14 protein-coding genes are annotated in these 14,876 nt (G+C 69.6%); 2 read left to right on the plus strand and 12 right to left on the minus strand.

From position 1 onward, the window contains the following. Positions 1-21: 21 nt before the first annotated feature. The 8 genes from ACIBX3_RS32850 to ACIBX3_RS32885 all read right to left on the minus strand — a co-directional run bounded on the left by ACIBX3_RS32850 (position 22) and on the right by ACIBX3_RS32885 (position 9,325). Positions 22-2,367, minus strand: a complete 2,346-nt coding sequence (locus ACIBX3_RS32850) for a discoidin domain-containing protein (RefSeq protein ID WP_397123801.1) — start codon at positions 2,365-2,367, stop codon at positions 22-24. Continuing rightward, positions 2,364-3,371 carry a hypothetical protein gene (locus ACIBX3_RS32855; RefSeq protein ID WP_397123803.1) on the minus strand — a complete coding sequence of 336 codons (1,008 nt, stop codon included), beginning with the start codon at positions 3,369-3,371 and terminating at the stop codon, positions 2,364-2,366. The genes ACIBX3_RS32850 and ACIBX3_RS32855 overlap by 4 nt, the downstream gene beginning before the upstream one ends. After that, positions 3,368-4,840, minus strand: a complete 1,473-nt coding sequence (locus tag ACIBX3_RS32860; protein WP_397123805.1) for an alpha-L-fucosidase — start codon at positions 4,838-4,840, stop codon at positions 3,368-3,370. Before ACIBX3_RS32860 ends, ACIBX3_RS32855 begins: the two co-directional genes overlap by 4 nt. 8 nt (positions 4,841-4,848) lie before the next feature. Continuing rightward, entirely contained in the window at positions 4,849-5,028 is a 180-nt protein-coding gene (locus ACIBX3_RS32865; RefSeq protein WP_397123807.1) for a DUF6903 family protein, read from the minus strand. 17 nt (positions 5,029-5,045) lie between these two features. After that, positions 5,046-5,936: a carbohydrate ABC transporter permease gene (locus tag ACIBX3_RS32870; RefSeq protein WP_397123809.1), complete on the minus strand. Its 891-nt coding sequence runs from the start codon at positions 5,934-5,936 to the stop codon at positions 5,046-5,048. 11 nt (positions 5,937-5,947) lie between these two features. Next, positions 5,948-6,877, minus strand: a complete 930-nt coding sequence (locus ACIBX3_RS32875) for a carbohydrate ABC transporter permease (RefSeq protein ID WP_397124264.1) — start codon at positions 6,875-6,877, stop codon at positions 5,948-5,950. Between the two features lies 1 nt (position 6,878). Continuing rightward, entirely contained in the window at positions 6,879-8,210 is a 1,332-nt protein-coding gene (locus tag ACIBX3_RS32880) for a carbohydrate ABC transporter substrate-binding protein (RefSeq protein WP_397123811.1), read from the minus strand. Positions 8,211-8,341: 131 nt separating this feature from the next. Continuing rightward, positions 8,342-9,325, minus strand: a complete 984-nt coding sequence (locus ACIBX3_RS32885; RefSeq protein WP_397123813.1) for a LacI family DNA-binding transcriptional regulator — start codon at positions 9,323-9,325, stop codon at positions 8,342-8,344. Between the two features lie 128 nt (positions 9,326-9,453). On the opposite strand from ACIBX3_RS32885, the gene ACIBX3_RS32890 reads away from it, so the two are divergent. Next, complete coding sequence (locus tag ACIBX3_RS32890) at positions 9,454-11,319, plus strand: glycoside hydrolase family 35 protein (protein WP_397123815.1); 1,866 nt, start codon at positions 9,454-9,456, stop codon at positions 11,317-11,319. Positions 11,320-11,389: 70 nt separating this feature from the next. Here ACIBX3_RS32890 and ACIBX3_RS32895 read toward each other — a convergent pair whose 3' ends face one another. Both ACIBX3_RS32895 and ACIBX3_RS32900 read right to left on the minus strand, forming a co-directional pair. Next, on the minus strand, positions 11,390-11,692 hold the full coding sequence (locus ACIBX3_RS32895) for a beta-N-acetylglucosaminidase domain-containing protein (protein ID WP_397123817.1): 303 nt from the start codon (positions 11,690-11,692) through the stop codon (positions 11,390-11,392). Further along, on the minus strand, positions 11,596-11,814 hold the full coding sequence (locus ACIBX3_RS32900; protein ID WP_397123819.1) for a hypothetical protein: 219 nt from the start codon (positions 11,812-11,814) through the stop codon (positions 11,596-11,598). The genes ACIBX3_RS32895 and ACIBX3_RS32900 overlap by 97 nt, the downstream gene beginning before the upstream one ends. A 125-nt stretch (positions 11,815-11,939) precedes the next feature. On the opposite strand from ACIBX3_RS32900, the gene ACIBX3_RS32905 reads away from it, so the two are divergent. Then, a complete protein-coding gene (locus tag ACIBX3_RS32905; RefSeq protein ID WP_397123821.1) occupies positions 11,940-12,341 on the plus strand; it encodes a hypothetical protein in 402 nt (133 codons plus the stop codon). 168 nt (positions 12,342-12,509) lie between these two features. Here the strand turns inward: ACIBX3_RS32905 and ACIBX3_RS32910 are convergent, their stop codons facing one another. Further along, positions 12,510-13,496, minus strand: coding sequence for a glycoside hydrolase family 11 protein (locus ACIBX3_RS32910; RefSeq protein WP_397123823.1), 987 nt, complete (start codon positions 13,494-13,496; stop codon positions 12,510-12,512). A 246-nt stretch (positions 13,497-13,742) separates the two neighbouring features. Further along, complete coding sequence (locus tag ACIBX3_RS32915; protein ID WP_397123825.1) at positions 13,743-14,750, minus strand: aldo/keto reductase; 1,008 nt, start codon at positions 14,748-14,750, stop codon at positions 13,743-13,745. Positions 14,751-14,876 lie beyond the last annotated feature (126 nt).

Genomic DNA, 14,876 nt, shown 5'->3' on the forward strand with positions numbered 1-14,876 from the left:
GTCGCCCGCGCCCGGCCTGACCTACGCGTCGTCGTCGTAGACAGCGATCTCGGTCAGCGTCGGGGTGTACACCTCGGCCGGCAGTTTCCCGGTGAGCGCCACCCGCAGCCGGGAGGTCGTGACGGTGCCGAAGCCGGTAACGGACAGGTCGTGTCCGATGCCGTCGGCGCGGGCGGCGAAGGTCACCCAGGCGCCGGTCCCGGCGTCCCATCGTTGCAGTTCGAACGTCTGGACCCGCGGGTTGGTGCCCGAGTCGGTGTACTCGTCCAGGTACACCTCGTCGAAAGTGGTGTCCGCGCCGAAGCCGATGTCGAGCGTGATCGGGTAGGTCGCGTCGTCGGCCGCCGCCCAGCGGGTCGCCGGGTCGCCGTCGGTCAGCTTCTCCGCGCCGAGCGTGCCGCCCGCGCCGGGGTGGGTCGAGCTGGCGGTGACCGGTTTGCCGAGGGCGAGGTTGACCCGGTCGCCGCCCTCCTCCTCGATGGGGTCGTCGTCCACCGGGTCGGCGACCTTCTCGCCGATGGGGCTTTCCGCCATGCCGATGTCCGGCGCGTCGCCGTGGTAGATGTGGGTGCCGAGGAAGTCCTCGGTGCCCAGATGGGGGTTGTACCGGCCGGCGTCGATGAGCGGCGAGTCGTCGCGCAGCTTGAAGTGCGCCGCGGCCGTCCGGATCTGTTTCACGCCCGCCCCGGTGACGTACTCGGCCGGGTCGCCGGCGAACTTCGGATCGACCCGCAGCCCGCGCCGGTCGGCCGGTTCCTGGCTGGAGTGGGTGCCGCTCGCCTCGTAGTAGTCGTTGTTCGAGAACACCGCCTGGCGCAGGGCGCCGGTCCGGCGGTACCACGGCGTCGACTCCGCCGTGGAGGTGTTGTGGAAGATGTTGTTCATGAAGTAGACGCGGCTCAGGAACGTCTCGTCGTGGAAGTAGTCGAGGTTCCCGCCGTCGTACACGAAGGTGTTGTTCACGAAGTACGTCGGCGAGTAGTTCGTGGACAACATGTTCTTCACGAGTACGCCGTTGTCGTTGACGCTCAGGTTGTAGCGGGCGACCGAGTTGGAGCTGTTGCCCATGTACGACATCCAGCCGGCCGGGTTGTCGTGTGAGTAGTTGAACTGGTAGGTGACGTTGAAGTTCGTGTACTCCAGGTCCCACGGAGTGCCGTCGAACTCGTTGTACGGGCCGCCGTAAACCTCGTTGTACTGCATGACCGAGTCGGCGCCCGCCCACAGATAGAGCGCGACGGACACCGAGCCGTATCGCTCGAGGAATCCGTTGACCTCGTTGTACTCGACCGTCATGTTCTTGGTGTTGGCGAGCTGGATCGCGCCCTGGCCGACGCTTTCGGCGTAATTGTGGCCGATGTAGACGTCACGGCTGTACAGGTCACGGGTACGCACCCAGAGCTGTTCCCAGCCCTCGTGGAACTTCCCGCTCTCGTCGTACTGGCCGGAGTCCGCTCCGTCGGCGGCGAACCAGTTGAACGCGAACTGCACGGCGTGCAGCTCGACCTTCATGAACGTGTTGTCCTCGATCCGGACGTCCTTGAAGTAGTAGCCGCCGGTGCCGTACTGCTTGTAGTCGCGGCTGCCGAAGACCTGGAAGTTCACGCCGCCGTAGTGGATCTTCTGCCAGTTGCTCGGGCCGTCGAGGTCGTGGACGTACACGTCGGAGATGCGGAAGTGGTCCATGATGCTGTCCGCGCCGGCCGGGAGCAGGTCGGCGTTGATGGAGATCATGATGCCGTCGCGGACGTAGGTCCCCGTGGTGATGTCGGTGGCGAAGTCGTCGTCGTTGGACAGCTCGACGTTGTTGATCTCGAAGTACTGCTGGTTGCGCAGCACGATGGCCCCGGTCCGGCCGACCGTGTCCGGGTTCTTCGTGCCGTCCGCGCGGAAGGGGCTCGGCACCTTGCCGTTCGTCGCGATGTACGGCCGGCGGGCGCGCGGGTCGCCGTACGCCGAGATGGTGATCGGCTTGCCCGCGCTGCCCGATCCCTTCGGCCACAGCTGCTGGTCGTTCCACTGCTCGCCGGCCTTGAGCAGGATGCGGTCGCCGGGCCTGAACGTTCTCGCGTTGGCCTTGGCCAGGGTGCGCCAGGCGGTCTGCGGTGAGGTACCGGGCGCGTTGTCGCGGCCGGTCGTGGCGTCGATGAAGTAGTCCCTGCCGCCCGCCGGGTTGGGCGTGTTGCCCGGCAGGTCGTCCTTGGCGGCGGCGGGGGAGCGGTCCGGGGCTGCGGCGGCGGGCGCGGCGGGCGCGAGCGATCCCGCGAGCAGCGCGGCGAGCAGGGCGGCAAGGCCCCTGCGCAGCGCCCGCGCCGGTGTTCGCCGGCGTGGCGGTGCGACGGGGGGTGCGGTACCGACCGGTTTCACTGTTGCACATCCTCTGTGTTGATGGCGTCCACCGCCGCCGTGTCGACCTGGATGTCGCTGTTGTCCACTCGGCGCTGGAGGAACTGGTTGAACTTCTCCTCGATGAGCGACTGCCGGATGCGCCGGGAGTACTCGGCGAACGCCGCGTCCTCGTCGACGGTCTTGCCGTTGAGTTCGTAGTAGGTGATCTGGCCGGTGCCCGGGACCGGGGCGGAGATCTGGCCCGCCGCGAGCGTGCCGAGCACCGCCATGAGGTCCCGGTCGTGGACGGCCGAGCCGCCGCCGCGGTGCGTGGCGGTCGTGAGCTTGGCGTCGGGGACGCGGTCCGCGACCTCCGCCAGCCGGTCCGCCGCGGCCACCCGCCGCTGGAGGCGGGCCGCGTAGTCCGCGGAAGCGCCGTCGGGCACCGGCACCACGAGCTTCGCGTACGTGTACGTGGTCGCGTTGGCGCTCCAGGCGTCCCGGTCGGCGTCGAACGCCCGCCGGACGTCGGCGTCGGTGACCAGGAGCGGGTCGCCCGCCTTCTTGCCGAGCCGCTGCTTCAGTGCCGTCGTGAGCTCGGCGAGCCGGTGCGAGTAGTACTCCTCGGGGGAGAACTCCGCCAGGCCGTAGACGACCTCGCCCCTGGCGATGGCGTTGGCGCGCCGCTCGTTCTCACCGGCCAGCTCGGCGAGGAAGCCGGCGTGGTCGGCGGAGTCGATCAGCCCCTCCTCCTTCGCGAGGACGAGCGTGGTCTTGTCCCGCCAGATCTCGTCGAGCGCACGGGCCGCGAGCCGCTGGAGCGCGGTCTGGCCGGTCCGGGCGATCGGGCCCTGGAGCTGGTTCTGGTTGCGTAACTCGTTCTGGACGCGGGGCTCGAGCCGGCGCATGTGGAAGAGCAGCTCGTCGCGGGTCACGGCGTGCCCGTCGATGGAGGCGACCTCGTCGGTGCGGTGGGTGAGCGCCACGCCGGCGACCACCAGAGCGGCCAGGGCGGTCACCACACCGGCGAACAGAACCTTCATGACGCCGCCTCGATCGCGGCCACGCGGGCGATGACGGGTGTGTCCCGGGCTTGGGGCACCTCGACCAGCACGGCGTCGACCTCGGCCGGCGGGAACGTCAGGATGCGCTGGTAGCCCACCGCGTTCGCCTCGGCGAGCGTCGTCCACCTGCCCTCCCGGCGGCCCCGGACGACGACGTGCTCGATGCGCTGCCCCTGCGTGATGTCCTCGCCCACGACGACCGCCTCGACCGGGCGGGGCCGCGCGAACGCGAGCCGCACGCCGGGCAGGGGGTCGGCGTCGTCCGGCCGCCACGGCGTACGCCCCGCGCCGGGCCACGCGGTCGCGACGTCGCCCGGGGTCCCGGACGACACCGTCGCGGCCGCCTCGACGCGCCGCGCCCGGAAGTCCTCGACGCGCCGCCCGAGCTGCTCCAGCACGGCCACGTCGGCGTCCCGCAGCCGCCCGTCACGGGCCGGGGGGACGTTGAGCAGGAAACAGGAGTTGCCGCCGACGGCGCGCAGGTAGATGCCGAACAGCTCGTCCGCGGAGCGGACCGCGGCGTCCTCGGCCGGGTGGTGGAACCATCCGGGACGGATCGAGGTGTTCACCTCGGCCGGGTACCAGACCAGGTCGTCTGCTCTTGCCGGCCCGGGAGCTCCGCTGCCTTCGTGGTGCCTCGCCAGGGCGGCGCGGCTGCCGAGGTCGCGGTCGTCGCTGCGGACGAGCCGGGCGAAGGCGCCGTCGTCCGCCTGCTGCGAGCGGTCCGCGATCCGCTCGGCGTCCCGCAGGGCCCGCGGGACCACGCTCCACTCGTCGGGGCGGGTGTCCCCGGCCTCGTTGCCGCACCAGCGCACATCGGGTCCGCACACGCTGATGACCGCCTCCGGCCGCAGCTCGCGGACCACGGCGTAGTACCGCTCCCAGTCGTACACCTGGCGCTTGCCGTTGGGGCCCTCGCCGTTCGCGCCGTCCAGCCACACCGAGAACACCGGCCCGTACCGGGTGAGCAGCTCGGTGAGCTGGGCGACGTAGAAGTCGTCGTACGCGGTCCCGCTCCCGTAGGACGCCTCGGTGCGGTCCCAGGGCGACAGGTAGATCCCGAACCGCAGGCCGTGCCGCCGGGCCGCGCCGGCGACCTCCGCGACCACGTCGCCCCGGCCCCCGCGCCAGGGCGACGAGGCGACCGTGTACGAGGTGACGTCACTCGGCCACAGGCAGAAGCCGTCGTGGTGCTTGCAGGTGAGGATCACGCCGGTCATCCCCGCGGCCTTGAGCGCCCTGATCCACTGGTCGGCGTCGAGTGCCGCCGGGTCGAAGGCGGCCGGGTCGTCGTGCCCCTCGCCCCACTCCCGGTCCGTCATCGTGTTCATGCCGAAGTGGATGAACCCGTAGAACTCCATCGCCTGCCACGCGAGCTGGCGCTCGCTCGGCCGGACCGCGGCCAGCGCCCGGCCGTCCGGCCCGGGCCGGTTCACCGGCCCGTTCATCGGCGCGGTCACCGGAACCGCCGGTTGTACGAGGCGAGCACGGCCAGCAGCCCCGCCAGCGCGATGAGCATGATCGCGAGGCTGCCCCACCCGGCCGTTGTGCGCGCGGTGACGACGACGGCGACGCAGCCGGCCGCGACGAGCGTGCGAGCGGTGACGAGCAGCACGCTGCGCGTCGATTCCTTCATGACCACTCCTTCCCTGGTCAGCCCTTCACGCCACCGGACGCCATGCCTTCGATGAGCCGGCGCTGGATGAGCGCGTAGAGGATGAGGACGGGGACGATCACGATGACCATGCCGGCGTAGAGCCGCCCGTAGTCGGCCGCCGCCTTCTGCGCGGTCATCAGGTTGAGCAGGCCCACCTGCAGCGTCTTGCCCTCACCGGGGAGCAGGGTGAGCGCGATGATGAAGTCGTTCCAGTAGGCCAGGAAGTTGAACAGGATCACGGTCGTGAGCGCCGGTCGCGCCATCGGCAGCATGACCCTGACCATGACCTGGACGCGGGACGCCCCGTCCAGGGCCGCGGCCTCCTCGAAGTCGGCGGGTATCGACCGGAAGTACGCGGCGAGCAGGTAGATGGTGAACGGGATCGACGTGGCCGCGTAGACGAGCGAGAGGACCGCGGGGTTGTCGATGAAGAAGCCGCCGGGGAGCGCGTCCACGAGCGCGCGGTCCCAGCCGACGAGCATGAGGAAGATCGGCACGACGATGTAGTTGACGTTGACGAACAACCCGGCCAGCAGCGCGACCTCCACGACGCCGCGGCCGCGGAACTCGTACCGGGCGATGACGTAGGCCGCCGGCACGGAGACCGCCACGACGAAGACCAGCCCGAGCAGCGTGACGAGCAGCGAGGTGAAGAAATACTGTCCCATGCGTGCGGTGACGAACGCGTCGACGTAGTTCTGGAGGCGCAGGCCCTCCGGCAGCGCCCAGGGGCTGCCGTAGAACTCGCTCTTCTGCTTCAGCGAGGCGAGCAGCACCCAGGCGACCGGCACCGCGATGGCGAGTGCGATCGCGGTGACGAGGACGTAGGTCAGCGCCCGGCCGGTCCTCGGCCGGGCGCCGCGTGCGCGGGGGTTGATCGTGGTCATGGTGGCCGTTCTCAGAACTGGAGGGGCTGGCGCCGCGTCGCGCGGCTCACCAGGAGCGACACGAGGAACGAGAACGCGAAGATGACGACGCCGATGGCCATGCCGTAGCCGTACGACGAGTTCGTGTACGCCTGCCGGTACATGTAACTCAGCAGAACCTCGGAGGAGCCGTCGGGCCCGCCGCCGGTCATCGCGCGGACGAGGACGAAGCTGAGATTGACCGCGCTCATGACGAAGAACGTCAGCGTCGTGCGGAGGTTCTGCCAGATGAGCGGCAGCGTGATCGCGAAGAACTGCCGGCCGGCGGACGCGCCGTCGAGCGCGGAGGCCTCGTAGAGCTCCTCCGGGATGCTCGCCATGCCGGACATGTAGAGAACCATGTAGTAGCCGAGCGACTGCCAGACCATCGCGAACGCGACGGACCAGAGCACGAGATCCTGGTCGCCGAGCCAGACCTGCTGCAGGGCATCGAGCGACAGCAGCCGCAGGGTGCCGTTGAGCAGGCCGTTCTCCTGGTCGAAGACGGCGGAGAAGATCGCCGCGATCACGACCACGGACAGCACGCTCGGGACGTAGAGGATGAACCGGTAGAGGACCCGCCCTCGCAGCCGTTGCCGGGTCATGATCGCGGCCAGGAACAGGCCCATGCCCATCGTCACGACGGTCACGACGACCAGGAGCGCGACCGTGTTCTGGAACGCGCGGACGAACTGCTCGTCCTCGAGGAGCCGGGCGAAGTTGTCGAGCCCGACGAAACGCATGTCCGGGGAGAAGCCGCTCCAGGTGTAGAACGACATCCGGAACACGTTCATGGTGGGGACGACCATGAACACCGCGAAGAGCACGAGCGCGGGCAGGAGGCAGGCGAGCACGAAGACGCCGTTGCCGCGCCGGCGCGTCCCCGTGCTCGACAGCGTGCTCGACGGGCCGCCGCCGGGCATGTCAGCCACCCGCCTGGCGCAGTTTCTCGCTGGCGTCGTTGAGCGCGGCCTGCCACTGGTCCTCGGTCTTGTCGCCGCTGATGATGCTGTTGGCGGTGTCGAAGAGCGTGGCCTTGATGTCGACGCCCTCGACGGGCGCGGTGCCCGCGAACCCGCCGACGAGCGCGGCGACCGACGGGTCGTCGTAGACCTTGTAGAACTCGGCGTTCTCCGCGGACAGACTGCTCGCGATGCCCTTGATCGGCTGGATCGCGTTCGACTTGGCGAAGATCTTCGCCGCCTCGTCGGAGTACAGGTAGGCGACGAACTCCTTCGCCGCGTCCTTGTTCTTGGCGGCGCTCGGGATCCAGACCGACTCGACCGACGTCGTGATGTAGCGCTTGCCGCCCGCGGTGACCGCCGGCAGCGGCGTCAGGCCCCACTGGAAGCCGTCGGCGCGCGGGGCGTCCGCCATCTCGCCGACGACCCAGGTGCCGTTCGGCATGAAGAGGGCCTTGTTGTCGAGGATCGACTGCTGGTTCTTGGTGAAGTCCTGCTCGTTGGCGTACCCGACCGTGGTCGGCGCGGCGTACTTCAGCAGCCGGGTGGTGATGTCGAGCACCTGCCGGGCCTGCGGTGTCTGCCAGACGCCCTGCTTGTACGTCATGACGTCGGTGTAGAACTGCTCCCCGCCGACGTCGGCGAGGAGGGCGAAGAAGAACGAGTCGAGGTATCCGGCGGTCGGGTAGGTGAACAGCGAGATCTTCTGTTCCTTGGCCTTGTCGCCGAGCGCGAACATCTCGTCCCAGGTGGCCGGGACCTTCCACCCCTTCTGGGCGAACAGGCCCTTGTTGTAGAAGAGCCCGGTCGGCGCGTAGTACATCGGCATCGTGTACGTCTGGTCCGTGCCGTAGGGGTTGGTGTTGAGGTTTCCGACGATGCCCTCGATGAGCTTGTCCCCGACGGTCTTGTCCTCGCCGGGGACCTTCGCCTTCAGCACGGGCGTGAGGTCCTCGAGGGCCTTGTCCTTGATGAGCGTCTCGGTGAGCGCGGCCTTGCGGCCCTGGCCGAGCACCACGACGTCCGGGAACCGCCCGGCCTTCATGTTCGGGGTGATCTCGTCCTCGATGCTCTTCGAGATCTGCAACTGCACGTCGACGTCGGGATGCGAGGCCTTGTACGCCTGGATGACCTGGGTGTACATGTCCCGGCCGTAACCGCCTTCGAGAGCGGCGACGTTCAGCGTCGTCTTGGTCGTCGTGCCGGAGTCCGAGCCGTCCCCGTCGGCAGAGCAGCCGGTGAGCAGTCCGAGCACCGAGATCGCGGCGCTGGCGAGGACAAGTGATCTCCTCATGGCTTTGGGATCCTTCCCGTGGACATCTGCCCACCTGGGCGAGGCGAAGGAACGAGTCCGGGTCCGGACGTTGTTACAGTGGCATCGATAACATGAAGGGCGCAAGAGGCACTTTGCGAACGGCGGGCGGCTCAGGCCGAACGCGGCGGCGCCGTGGAGTCGCGCACCGACAGTGACGCGGTGGCGAGAGACTCGGCGGCGCCGGCGTCGGCCCCGCGCAGCAGCAGGGCGACGGCCGCCGCGCCGGAGCGGTAGAAGTCCTGCCGCACGGTGGTCAGCGGGGGGCTGCAGTAGGCCGCCAGGGCGATGTCGTCGACGCTCACGATGGACACGTCGCCGGGCACCGACCGGCCGCGCTCGCGCAGGGCGCGGATCACCCCGAAGGCCATCTCGTCGCTGGCGGCGAAGACGGCGGTCACGTCCGGGATCATCGCCAGGACCTGCCCCTGCCGGTACCCCGAGTCGGGCGACCAGTCCCCCTCCAGCGGGGGCGGCGCCTGGATCCCGGCCGCGGCCAGGCACTCCTGCCAGCCCTCCCGCCGCCGGCGCGCCTCGATCCACTCGTCCGGTCCCGAGACGTGCCACACCTGGCGATGCCCGAGGTCGAGCAGGTGCTGCGTGGCGATGCGGCCCGCCTCCTTCTGGTCGATCCCGAGCACCCGGGCGCTCGCGGTGCGGGAGCCGTCGAGCGTGACGGTGGGGATGTCCCGGGTGATGTCCTCCATCTTCTGCGTCACGGAGATGAGCGGCACGGCGATGACGATGCCGTCCACGCCCTGGTCCGCGAGCTTGGACAGGGACCGCTCCATCAGGCCGGTGTCGAGCCTGGCGATGGTCGCGATGCTCACCGCGTATCCCGCCTCGCCCGCGGCCGCCTCGACGCCGGCGGTCACCGCCGAGCGCGAGTAGTAGCCGCCGGACTGCAGCAGCACGAGCCCGATGGTGCGGCTGCGCCCGGAGGAGAGCACCCGGGCGGCGTTGTTGAAGCGGTAGCCGAGCCGCTCGACGGCGGCGAGCACGCGCTTCCTGGTCTCCGGGTTGACGTTCGGCGAGTCGCGGAGCGCGCGCGAGACGGTCTGCGCCGACACCCCGGCGGCCTTGGCCACGTCAGCCATGCTCGGCTGCCTCACAGGCCGCTCAGTGGCTTTGGTCATGGCGTTCCTCTCTGGCCGGCAGGCCGCCCGTCGTCAGCTGGATCCTACCGCCTTTGTTACACATGGCATCGATAACATAGGCTGCCACCGTGATCGAGCTGCCCGCGCCGGACACCTCTCCGGCCCCGACGACGACCACGACCACCACCGATGCGCCGACCTGCGCCGTCACGGGCGCGCTGACCTGGCGCGGGCGCCGCCTGTACCGGCACGGCGTCCCCCACCGCGTCCTGTCCGGGGCGCTGCACTACTTCCGCGTCCACCCCGATCTCTGGCGGGACCGGATCCGACGGCTCGCCGACCTCGGGCTCAACACGGTCGACACCTACGTCGCGTGGAACTTCCACCAGCCCCGCGAGGACCAGGCGCCGCGCTTCGACGGCTGGCGGGACGTCGAGCGGTTCATCCGCACGGTGGGGGAGGAGGGACTCGACGTCGTCGTCCGGCCCGGCCCGTACATCTGCGCGGAGTGGTCGAACGGCGGCCTGCCGAGCTGGCTCACCGGCCGCGACGTCACGATCCGCAGCTCAGATCCCGCCTTCACCTCCGCGGTCGGCCGCTGGTTCGACGAGCTGGTCCCGCGCATCGCCGCGCTCCAGGCCGCCGAGGGCGGACCGGTCGTGGCGGTGCAGGTGGAGAACGAGTTCGGCAGCTTCGGCGACGACCATGACTACCTGCGCTGGAACCGCGAGGCCCTGACCGCGCGCGGCATCCGGGAGCTGTTGTTCACCGCTGACGGGCCCACCGAGCTGATGCTGGACGGAGGCACCCTGCCGGGGACTCTGACGGCCGTCACCCTGGGCTCCGATCCCGACGCCGCCCGCAAGCTCCTCGCGGCGCGGCGGCCGGACGAGCCGTTCGTCGTCGCCGAGTTCTGGAACGGCTGGTTCGACCACTGGGGCGAGCGGCACCACGTGCGCGGCGCGGACAGCGTCGTACGCGCGCTCGACGGGATCATCGCCGACGGCGGCAGCGTGAGCATCTACATGGCCCACGGCGGGACCAACTTCGGGCTCTGGGCGGGCGCCAACGAGGACAAGGGCCGGTTGCAGCCCACCGTGACCAGCTACGACTCCGACGCGCCCGTCGCCGAGGACGGCACGCTCACCGCCAAGTTCTTCGCCATGCGGGAGGCGCTCGGCGCACGCGGACCCGTGCGGATGCCCGTGCGGACGCCGACGCTGCCGCCGGCGCGCCTCCCGCTCGTCCACCGCTCCGACCTGCTCGCCGGTCTCCGCGCCGGTATCAGCACTGGGCCGGCGCCCACCTCGACCGGCCCGCGCCCGGCCTCGTTCGAGCAGCTCGGGCTCGACGCGGGAATGGTCCTGCACACCGCGCACCCGCGCATCCCGGCGGGTGAGCACCGGCTCGTCCTCACCGACGTACGCGACCGGGCCCTGGTGTTCGGCGACGGCGATGTCCTCGGCGTCGCCGGTGCAGATCATCCGGAACTCCCGGTACGCGGAACCGGCGACGTCGTACGCCTGGAGGTCCTGGCCGAGAACCTCGGCCGGGTGAACTACGGGCCGGGCATCGGCCGGCACAAGGGCCTGCTCGGTCCCGTCCTCGTCGACCGGCGGATCGTGCAGGGCTGGGACAGCACGCCGATCGCGCTGCAGGAATGGTCCGCGGCGGAGCTGTCCCGCGCGGCCGCAGCCGGCCCCGCGATCACGAACGCCGGGTTCGCCGTCGCGACGGTGCAGGTCGGCACACCCGCGGACACCTTCCTCGCCCTGCCGGGATCGGGCCGCGGGCTCGTCTGGGTCAACGGGTTCCTGCTCGGCCGCTACTGGGACATCGGGCCGCAGGTCACGTTGTACTGCCCGGCGCCGCTGCTGCGCGCGGGCGAGAACATCGTGACGGTCCTCGAGCTGGAAGGGCTCGGGACGGTCCTGGAGTTGCGGGACCGCCCCGAGCTGGGACCTCCGGAGGAGTACGTCGAGGAGTTCGGCTAAGCCGTGACGTCCTGCTGTTGGAGCCGGGCGCCGGCCTCGGCCAGGAAGACGTCGAGCACCCCGAGCATGGTCACCATCGCCCCGCCCCACAGCTGCCGAACGTCGGAGCCAGGTGCTCCAGGTCGCCGAAGATCAGCAGGGCTTCGGTGGCCGCCTTGTCGCCGCCGACGAGATGGGCCATCGCGCGCGGCCAGCTCTTCCTGGCGTCGTACGCCTTGTCGTTCCAGGTGAAGTCCGCGGTGCCGAAGACCGCGACCTTGCTCGCGTACGGCTGGTTCATCGGGTTGGCCACGATGCCGGACAGGTGTGCGGACAGGCCGCTCTCACGCTTGTCGTAGGGCGCCAGCAGCAGCCGGCCGCTGGTGGGCACCATCTGCAGCGGCCGGGCGCCTTCGTGGGTGGCGATGAAGGTCCGCTGCAGGTGGTTGAGCAGATCGACACGCCCGGGGAGAGCGCGAAGGTGAAGCGGACGTGGTTCGCGGTCGCCCGTGCCACCAGCTCGCCCAGCTCGGCGAGCTTGTCCGCCGGGTAGGGGTCGCGCCAGGCCTGCGGCGTCCTCGCCGCCGAGAGCGATCTGGCGCGGCCTGCCGCCCGAGACCCGCAACGCGTATCCCTCGGCCTTGCCGGGCAGGACCGTCGCCGAGCCCCTGCGCGATGTCCGGCCGTGCCGCGGGGCCGAGGCGCACCGTGAGCAGGCCGGGCGCGGCCGCGGGGATCCTGTCAGGGGCGACGATGTCCACCTGGCGGGCGCCGTGCGTCTTGAGGTCGCGGTGAGCGTGCCGAGCACGTACGTGTCGCGAGTCAGCGCGGTGGTCGGGGGATGCGGCAACTGGGTGAGGATGGAGTCGTCGAAGGACACGATGGAGACGTCGCCGGGGACGCGTACGGCGGGCACGACACTGACCGGCGTGCCCGTCAACGGCGACGGTTATCTCCTCACCCTGCGAGCGGGAACGGGCACGACCACCGGGATACGCGGGACGTTCGCCGACACCGAGAAACACGTGCCGCCGAAACGGTGACCATGTCCGGCGCCACCAGCAAGGTGGTCGCCATCCTGGAGGACTACGCCGGTAACAAGGCCACGACAGTGCTCAGAGGCAACTGATCGCGAAGGCGCGGCTGAACCGCGGGCGCCTGCGGTTCGGCCGCGCCGACGCGGCGCAAACGGTGTTCCGGGGGTCCGGAGGTCAGCTCGCGCTGCAGGAGACCGTCGGCCAGGTCCAGTTGCCGTTGTGCCGGACCGTCACACCCCAGTTGTCGCCGTTGCCGTTGGGCCTGGCGGTCAGCACCTGGGCGCTGGGGTAACTGGCGCTGATGTTCCATGTGGAGATGATGCTCGCCGGGGACGGCACATTCATGGTCACGGTCCAGTTGCTCGAGCTGCTGACCGAGACATTGAGGTTGTACCGGTCACTCCACTGCTGGCCCGCGGACAGTGACGCGGTGCAGCCGCCGCCGGGGTTGCCGCCGCCGGGGGAGCCGCCCACCGTTATATTGGAGTTCCCGCTGCTTTGATATCCCTCGGTTGCGAGGATCATGTAGTCGTGGCTGCCCAGATTCATTCCATTACGGGCCCACGCGTCAAAGTGGTTGCCAGACGTTATGGTTCCGCCGGTTCTCTTCGACTGCCGGACGCTCCAGTACTGATTGAAGGTTCTCGTGCCTTCGATGGAAGGGGCGTTGTATCGCGTCGTCTGGTAGATGTCGTAGGTGCCGCCATCGCTGGTGACCGTGCCCTTGTACGTTCCCGTGGGCCGATAAGTGCCCCAGCTGTCGACGACGTAATATTCCACGAGCGGGTTTCTCGTCCACCCGTAGAGGGTCAGATATGCGTTGCCGGACGGATTGAAGCTGCCTGAATAGCTCACGGTTCTGCGTCCGCCGGGGTTCCAGCCCTTACCGGCGACGAAATTCCCGGTGTTGCGCCATGAGGTGCTGTAATTGCCGCCGGATCCCAGTTCCATGGAGACCGACCCGGGACTGTCGGTCCAGAACGAATAGTAGTAGCCGTTGTTGGTGCCCGTTTGATTGGAGGTTATGGGGGCCGCGTCGGCGATGCCGGGCGGCATCGCCACGGCCACGACCAGCGCTACGGCCAAGACGCAGGCACGGCCGATGAGCAGCCTGACGCGGCCGCGTCTGCGTCTCTTCGGGTGAGCGGGGGAGCCGTTCATGTGCGTGCTTCCTCCTCGTGAAGGCTGCGAGGGTGGGCAGTGTCGTACGAGCCGGTGTACGAAACTATCGGCGCAGTGGCGAAAGTATCGGACGACTCTGCCGCGTTGTCAACGAGTCACGAGAGATCGCAGAGATCTTGAGGAGGCATTTGACCTGGCCGCTTGGCCTACTTGGCCGATCCGGTTCAGAATGGGTCGATGAAAGTTTCGTAGTTCTTCCGAAATATGCTGCGCGAGTGTGTCTTGTCAGGCACCGGCCGTGTCGAGGCGGGTGAGCTGCTCGCCGGTGAGCTTGACGTCGAGTGCCGGCAGGGCCGCCTCGTACTGCTGGAGCGTGCGCGGCCCGATCAGCGGCACGATCGTCGGCGAGGTCTGGTGCATCAGCCACGCGAGGACCAGCGCGTTCGGGGTTACGCCGATCTCGGCGGCCACCTCGGCGGCCGTGGCGAGACGGGCTTCGGCGTCCGGGCCCTGGTACGGGTCCATCGCCCGGTGTCCCTTGCGCTTGCCCGGGTCGTCGTAGATGCCCTTGAGGATCGGGGAGTACGCCACGAGGGTAAGGTCGTCGTGCGCCTGCAGGTAGTCCAGCTGCTCGTCGTCCACGATGGAAGCGTGCCGGAGCCCGGCGCGGCGCCGCAGGTACGAGTGCTGCTGCTGGAGCGCGACCGGCGCCGGCCAGCCGTGCTCGGCGCACAGCCGGCGGATCCGCTCCAGCCGCCACGTCCGCACGTTGGACCAGCCGATGTAGCGGGCCTTGCCGGCCTGGACGATGCCGGCGAGCGCCTCCAGCGTCTCCTCCAGGGGCGTGGTCCGGTCGTCGACGTGCACGTAATACAGGTCGACATGGTCGGTGCCGAGCCGGCGCAGGCTGCCGTCGATCGCCTCCCGCAAGGTCGTCGCCCCGGCCCCGACGAACGTCCTGTAGGCGACATCCCAGTCCGGCCGGCCGCCGGCCCAGACCGCGTCCAGGTCGCGCACGACGGCGCTGCCCTTGGTGGCCAGGAACACCTCCTCGCGCCGACCGGTCCGGGCCAGCCAGCGGCCGATCAGCTCCTCACTCTCGCCGCCGTAACTGCCCTGGCGCTCCCACCAGCAGTAGCAGTCGGCGGTGTCCAGGAAGTTGCCGCCGGCCTCGACGTACCGGTCCAGGATCGTGAACGCCTCGGCCTCCGGCGTGACGGTACCCATGATCATGCACCCCAAGGCGAGCTGGCTGATCTGTTCACCGGTACGTCCAAGCTGCACGGTCTTCACGTGACTCGTTCCCTTCCTCGGTTCAGCGCGCAGTGCTCGGTGACATGTGGCCTCCGCATCGGGTACGGCTCCGTCCGCCCCATGCCATCGACGCTAGAAGCTCGAGCGCACTCCAGGTCAAGGACG

This window comes from Nonomuraea sp. NPDC049480, from assembly GCF_044465905.1.
In the GTDB taxonomy this organism is placed as follows: domain Bacteria; phylum Actinomycetota; class Actinomycetes; order Streptosporangiales; family Streptosporangiaceae; genus Nonomuraea.

Excerpts from the sequence above, each read along its gene's own strand:
- ACIBX3_RS32855 (WP_397123803.1), bottom strand. The coding sequence starts at position 3,371 with ATGAAGGTTCTGTTCGCCGGTGTGGTGACCGCCCTGGCCGCTCTGGTG.
- ACIBX3_RS32860 (WP_397123805.1), bottom strand. The coding sequence starts at position 4,840 with ATGAACGGGCCGGTGAACCGGCCCGGGCCGGACGGCCGGGCGCTGGCC.
- ACIBX3_RS32865 (WP_397123807.1), bottom strand. The coding sequence starts at position 5,028 with ATGAAGGAATCGACGCGCAGCGTGCTGCTCGTCACCGCTCGCACGCTC.
- ACIBX3_RS32870 (WP_397123809.1), bottom strand. The coding sequence starts at position 5,936 with ATGACCACGATCAACCCCCGCGCACGCGGCGCCCGGCCGAGGACCGGC.
- ACIBX3_RS32875 (WP_397124264.1), bottom strand. The coding sequence starts at position 6,877 with ATGCCCGGCGGCGGCCCGTCGAGCACGCTGTCGAGCACGGGGACGCGC.
- ACIBX3_RS32880 (WP_397123811.1), bottom strand. The coding sequence starts at position 8,210 with ATGAGGAGATCACTTGTCCTCGCCAGCGCCGCGATCTCGGTGCTCGGA.
- ACIBX3_RS32885 (WP_397123813.1), bottom strand. The coding sequence starts at position 9,325 with ATGGCTGACGTGGCCAAGGCCGCCGGGGTGTCGGCGCAGACCGTCTCG.
- ACIBX3_RS32895 (WP_397123817.1), bottom strand. The coding sequence starts at position 11,692 with ATGGTGCCCACCAGCGGCCGGCTGCTGCTGGCGCCCTACGACAAGCGT.
- ACIBX3_RS32910 (WP_397123823.1), bottom strand. The coding sequence starts at position 13,496 with ATGAACGGCTCCCCCGCTCACCCGAAGAGACGCAGACGCGGCCGCGTC.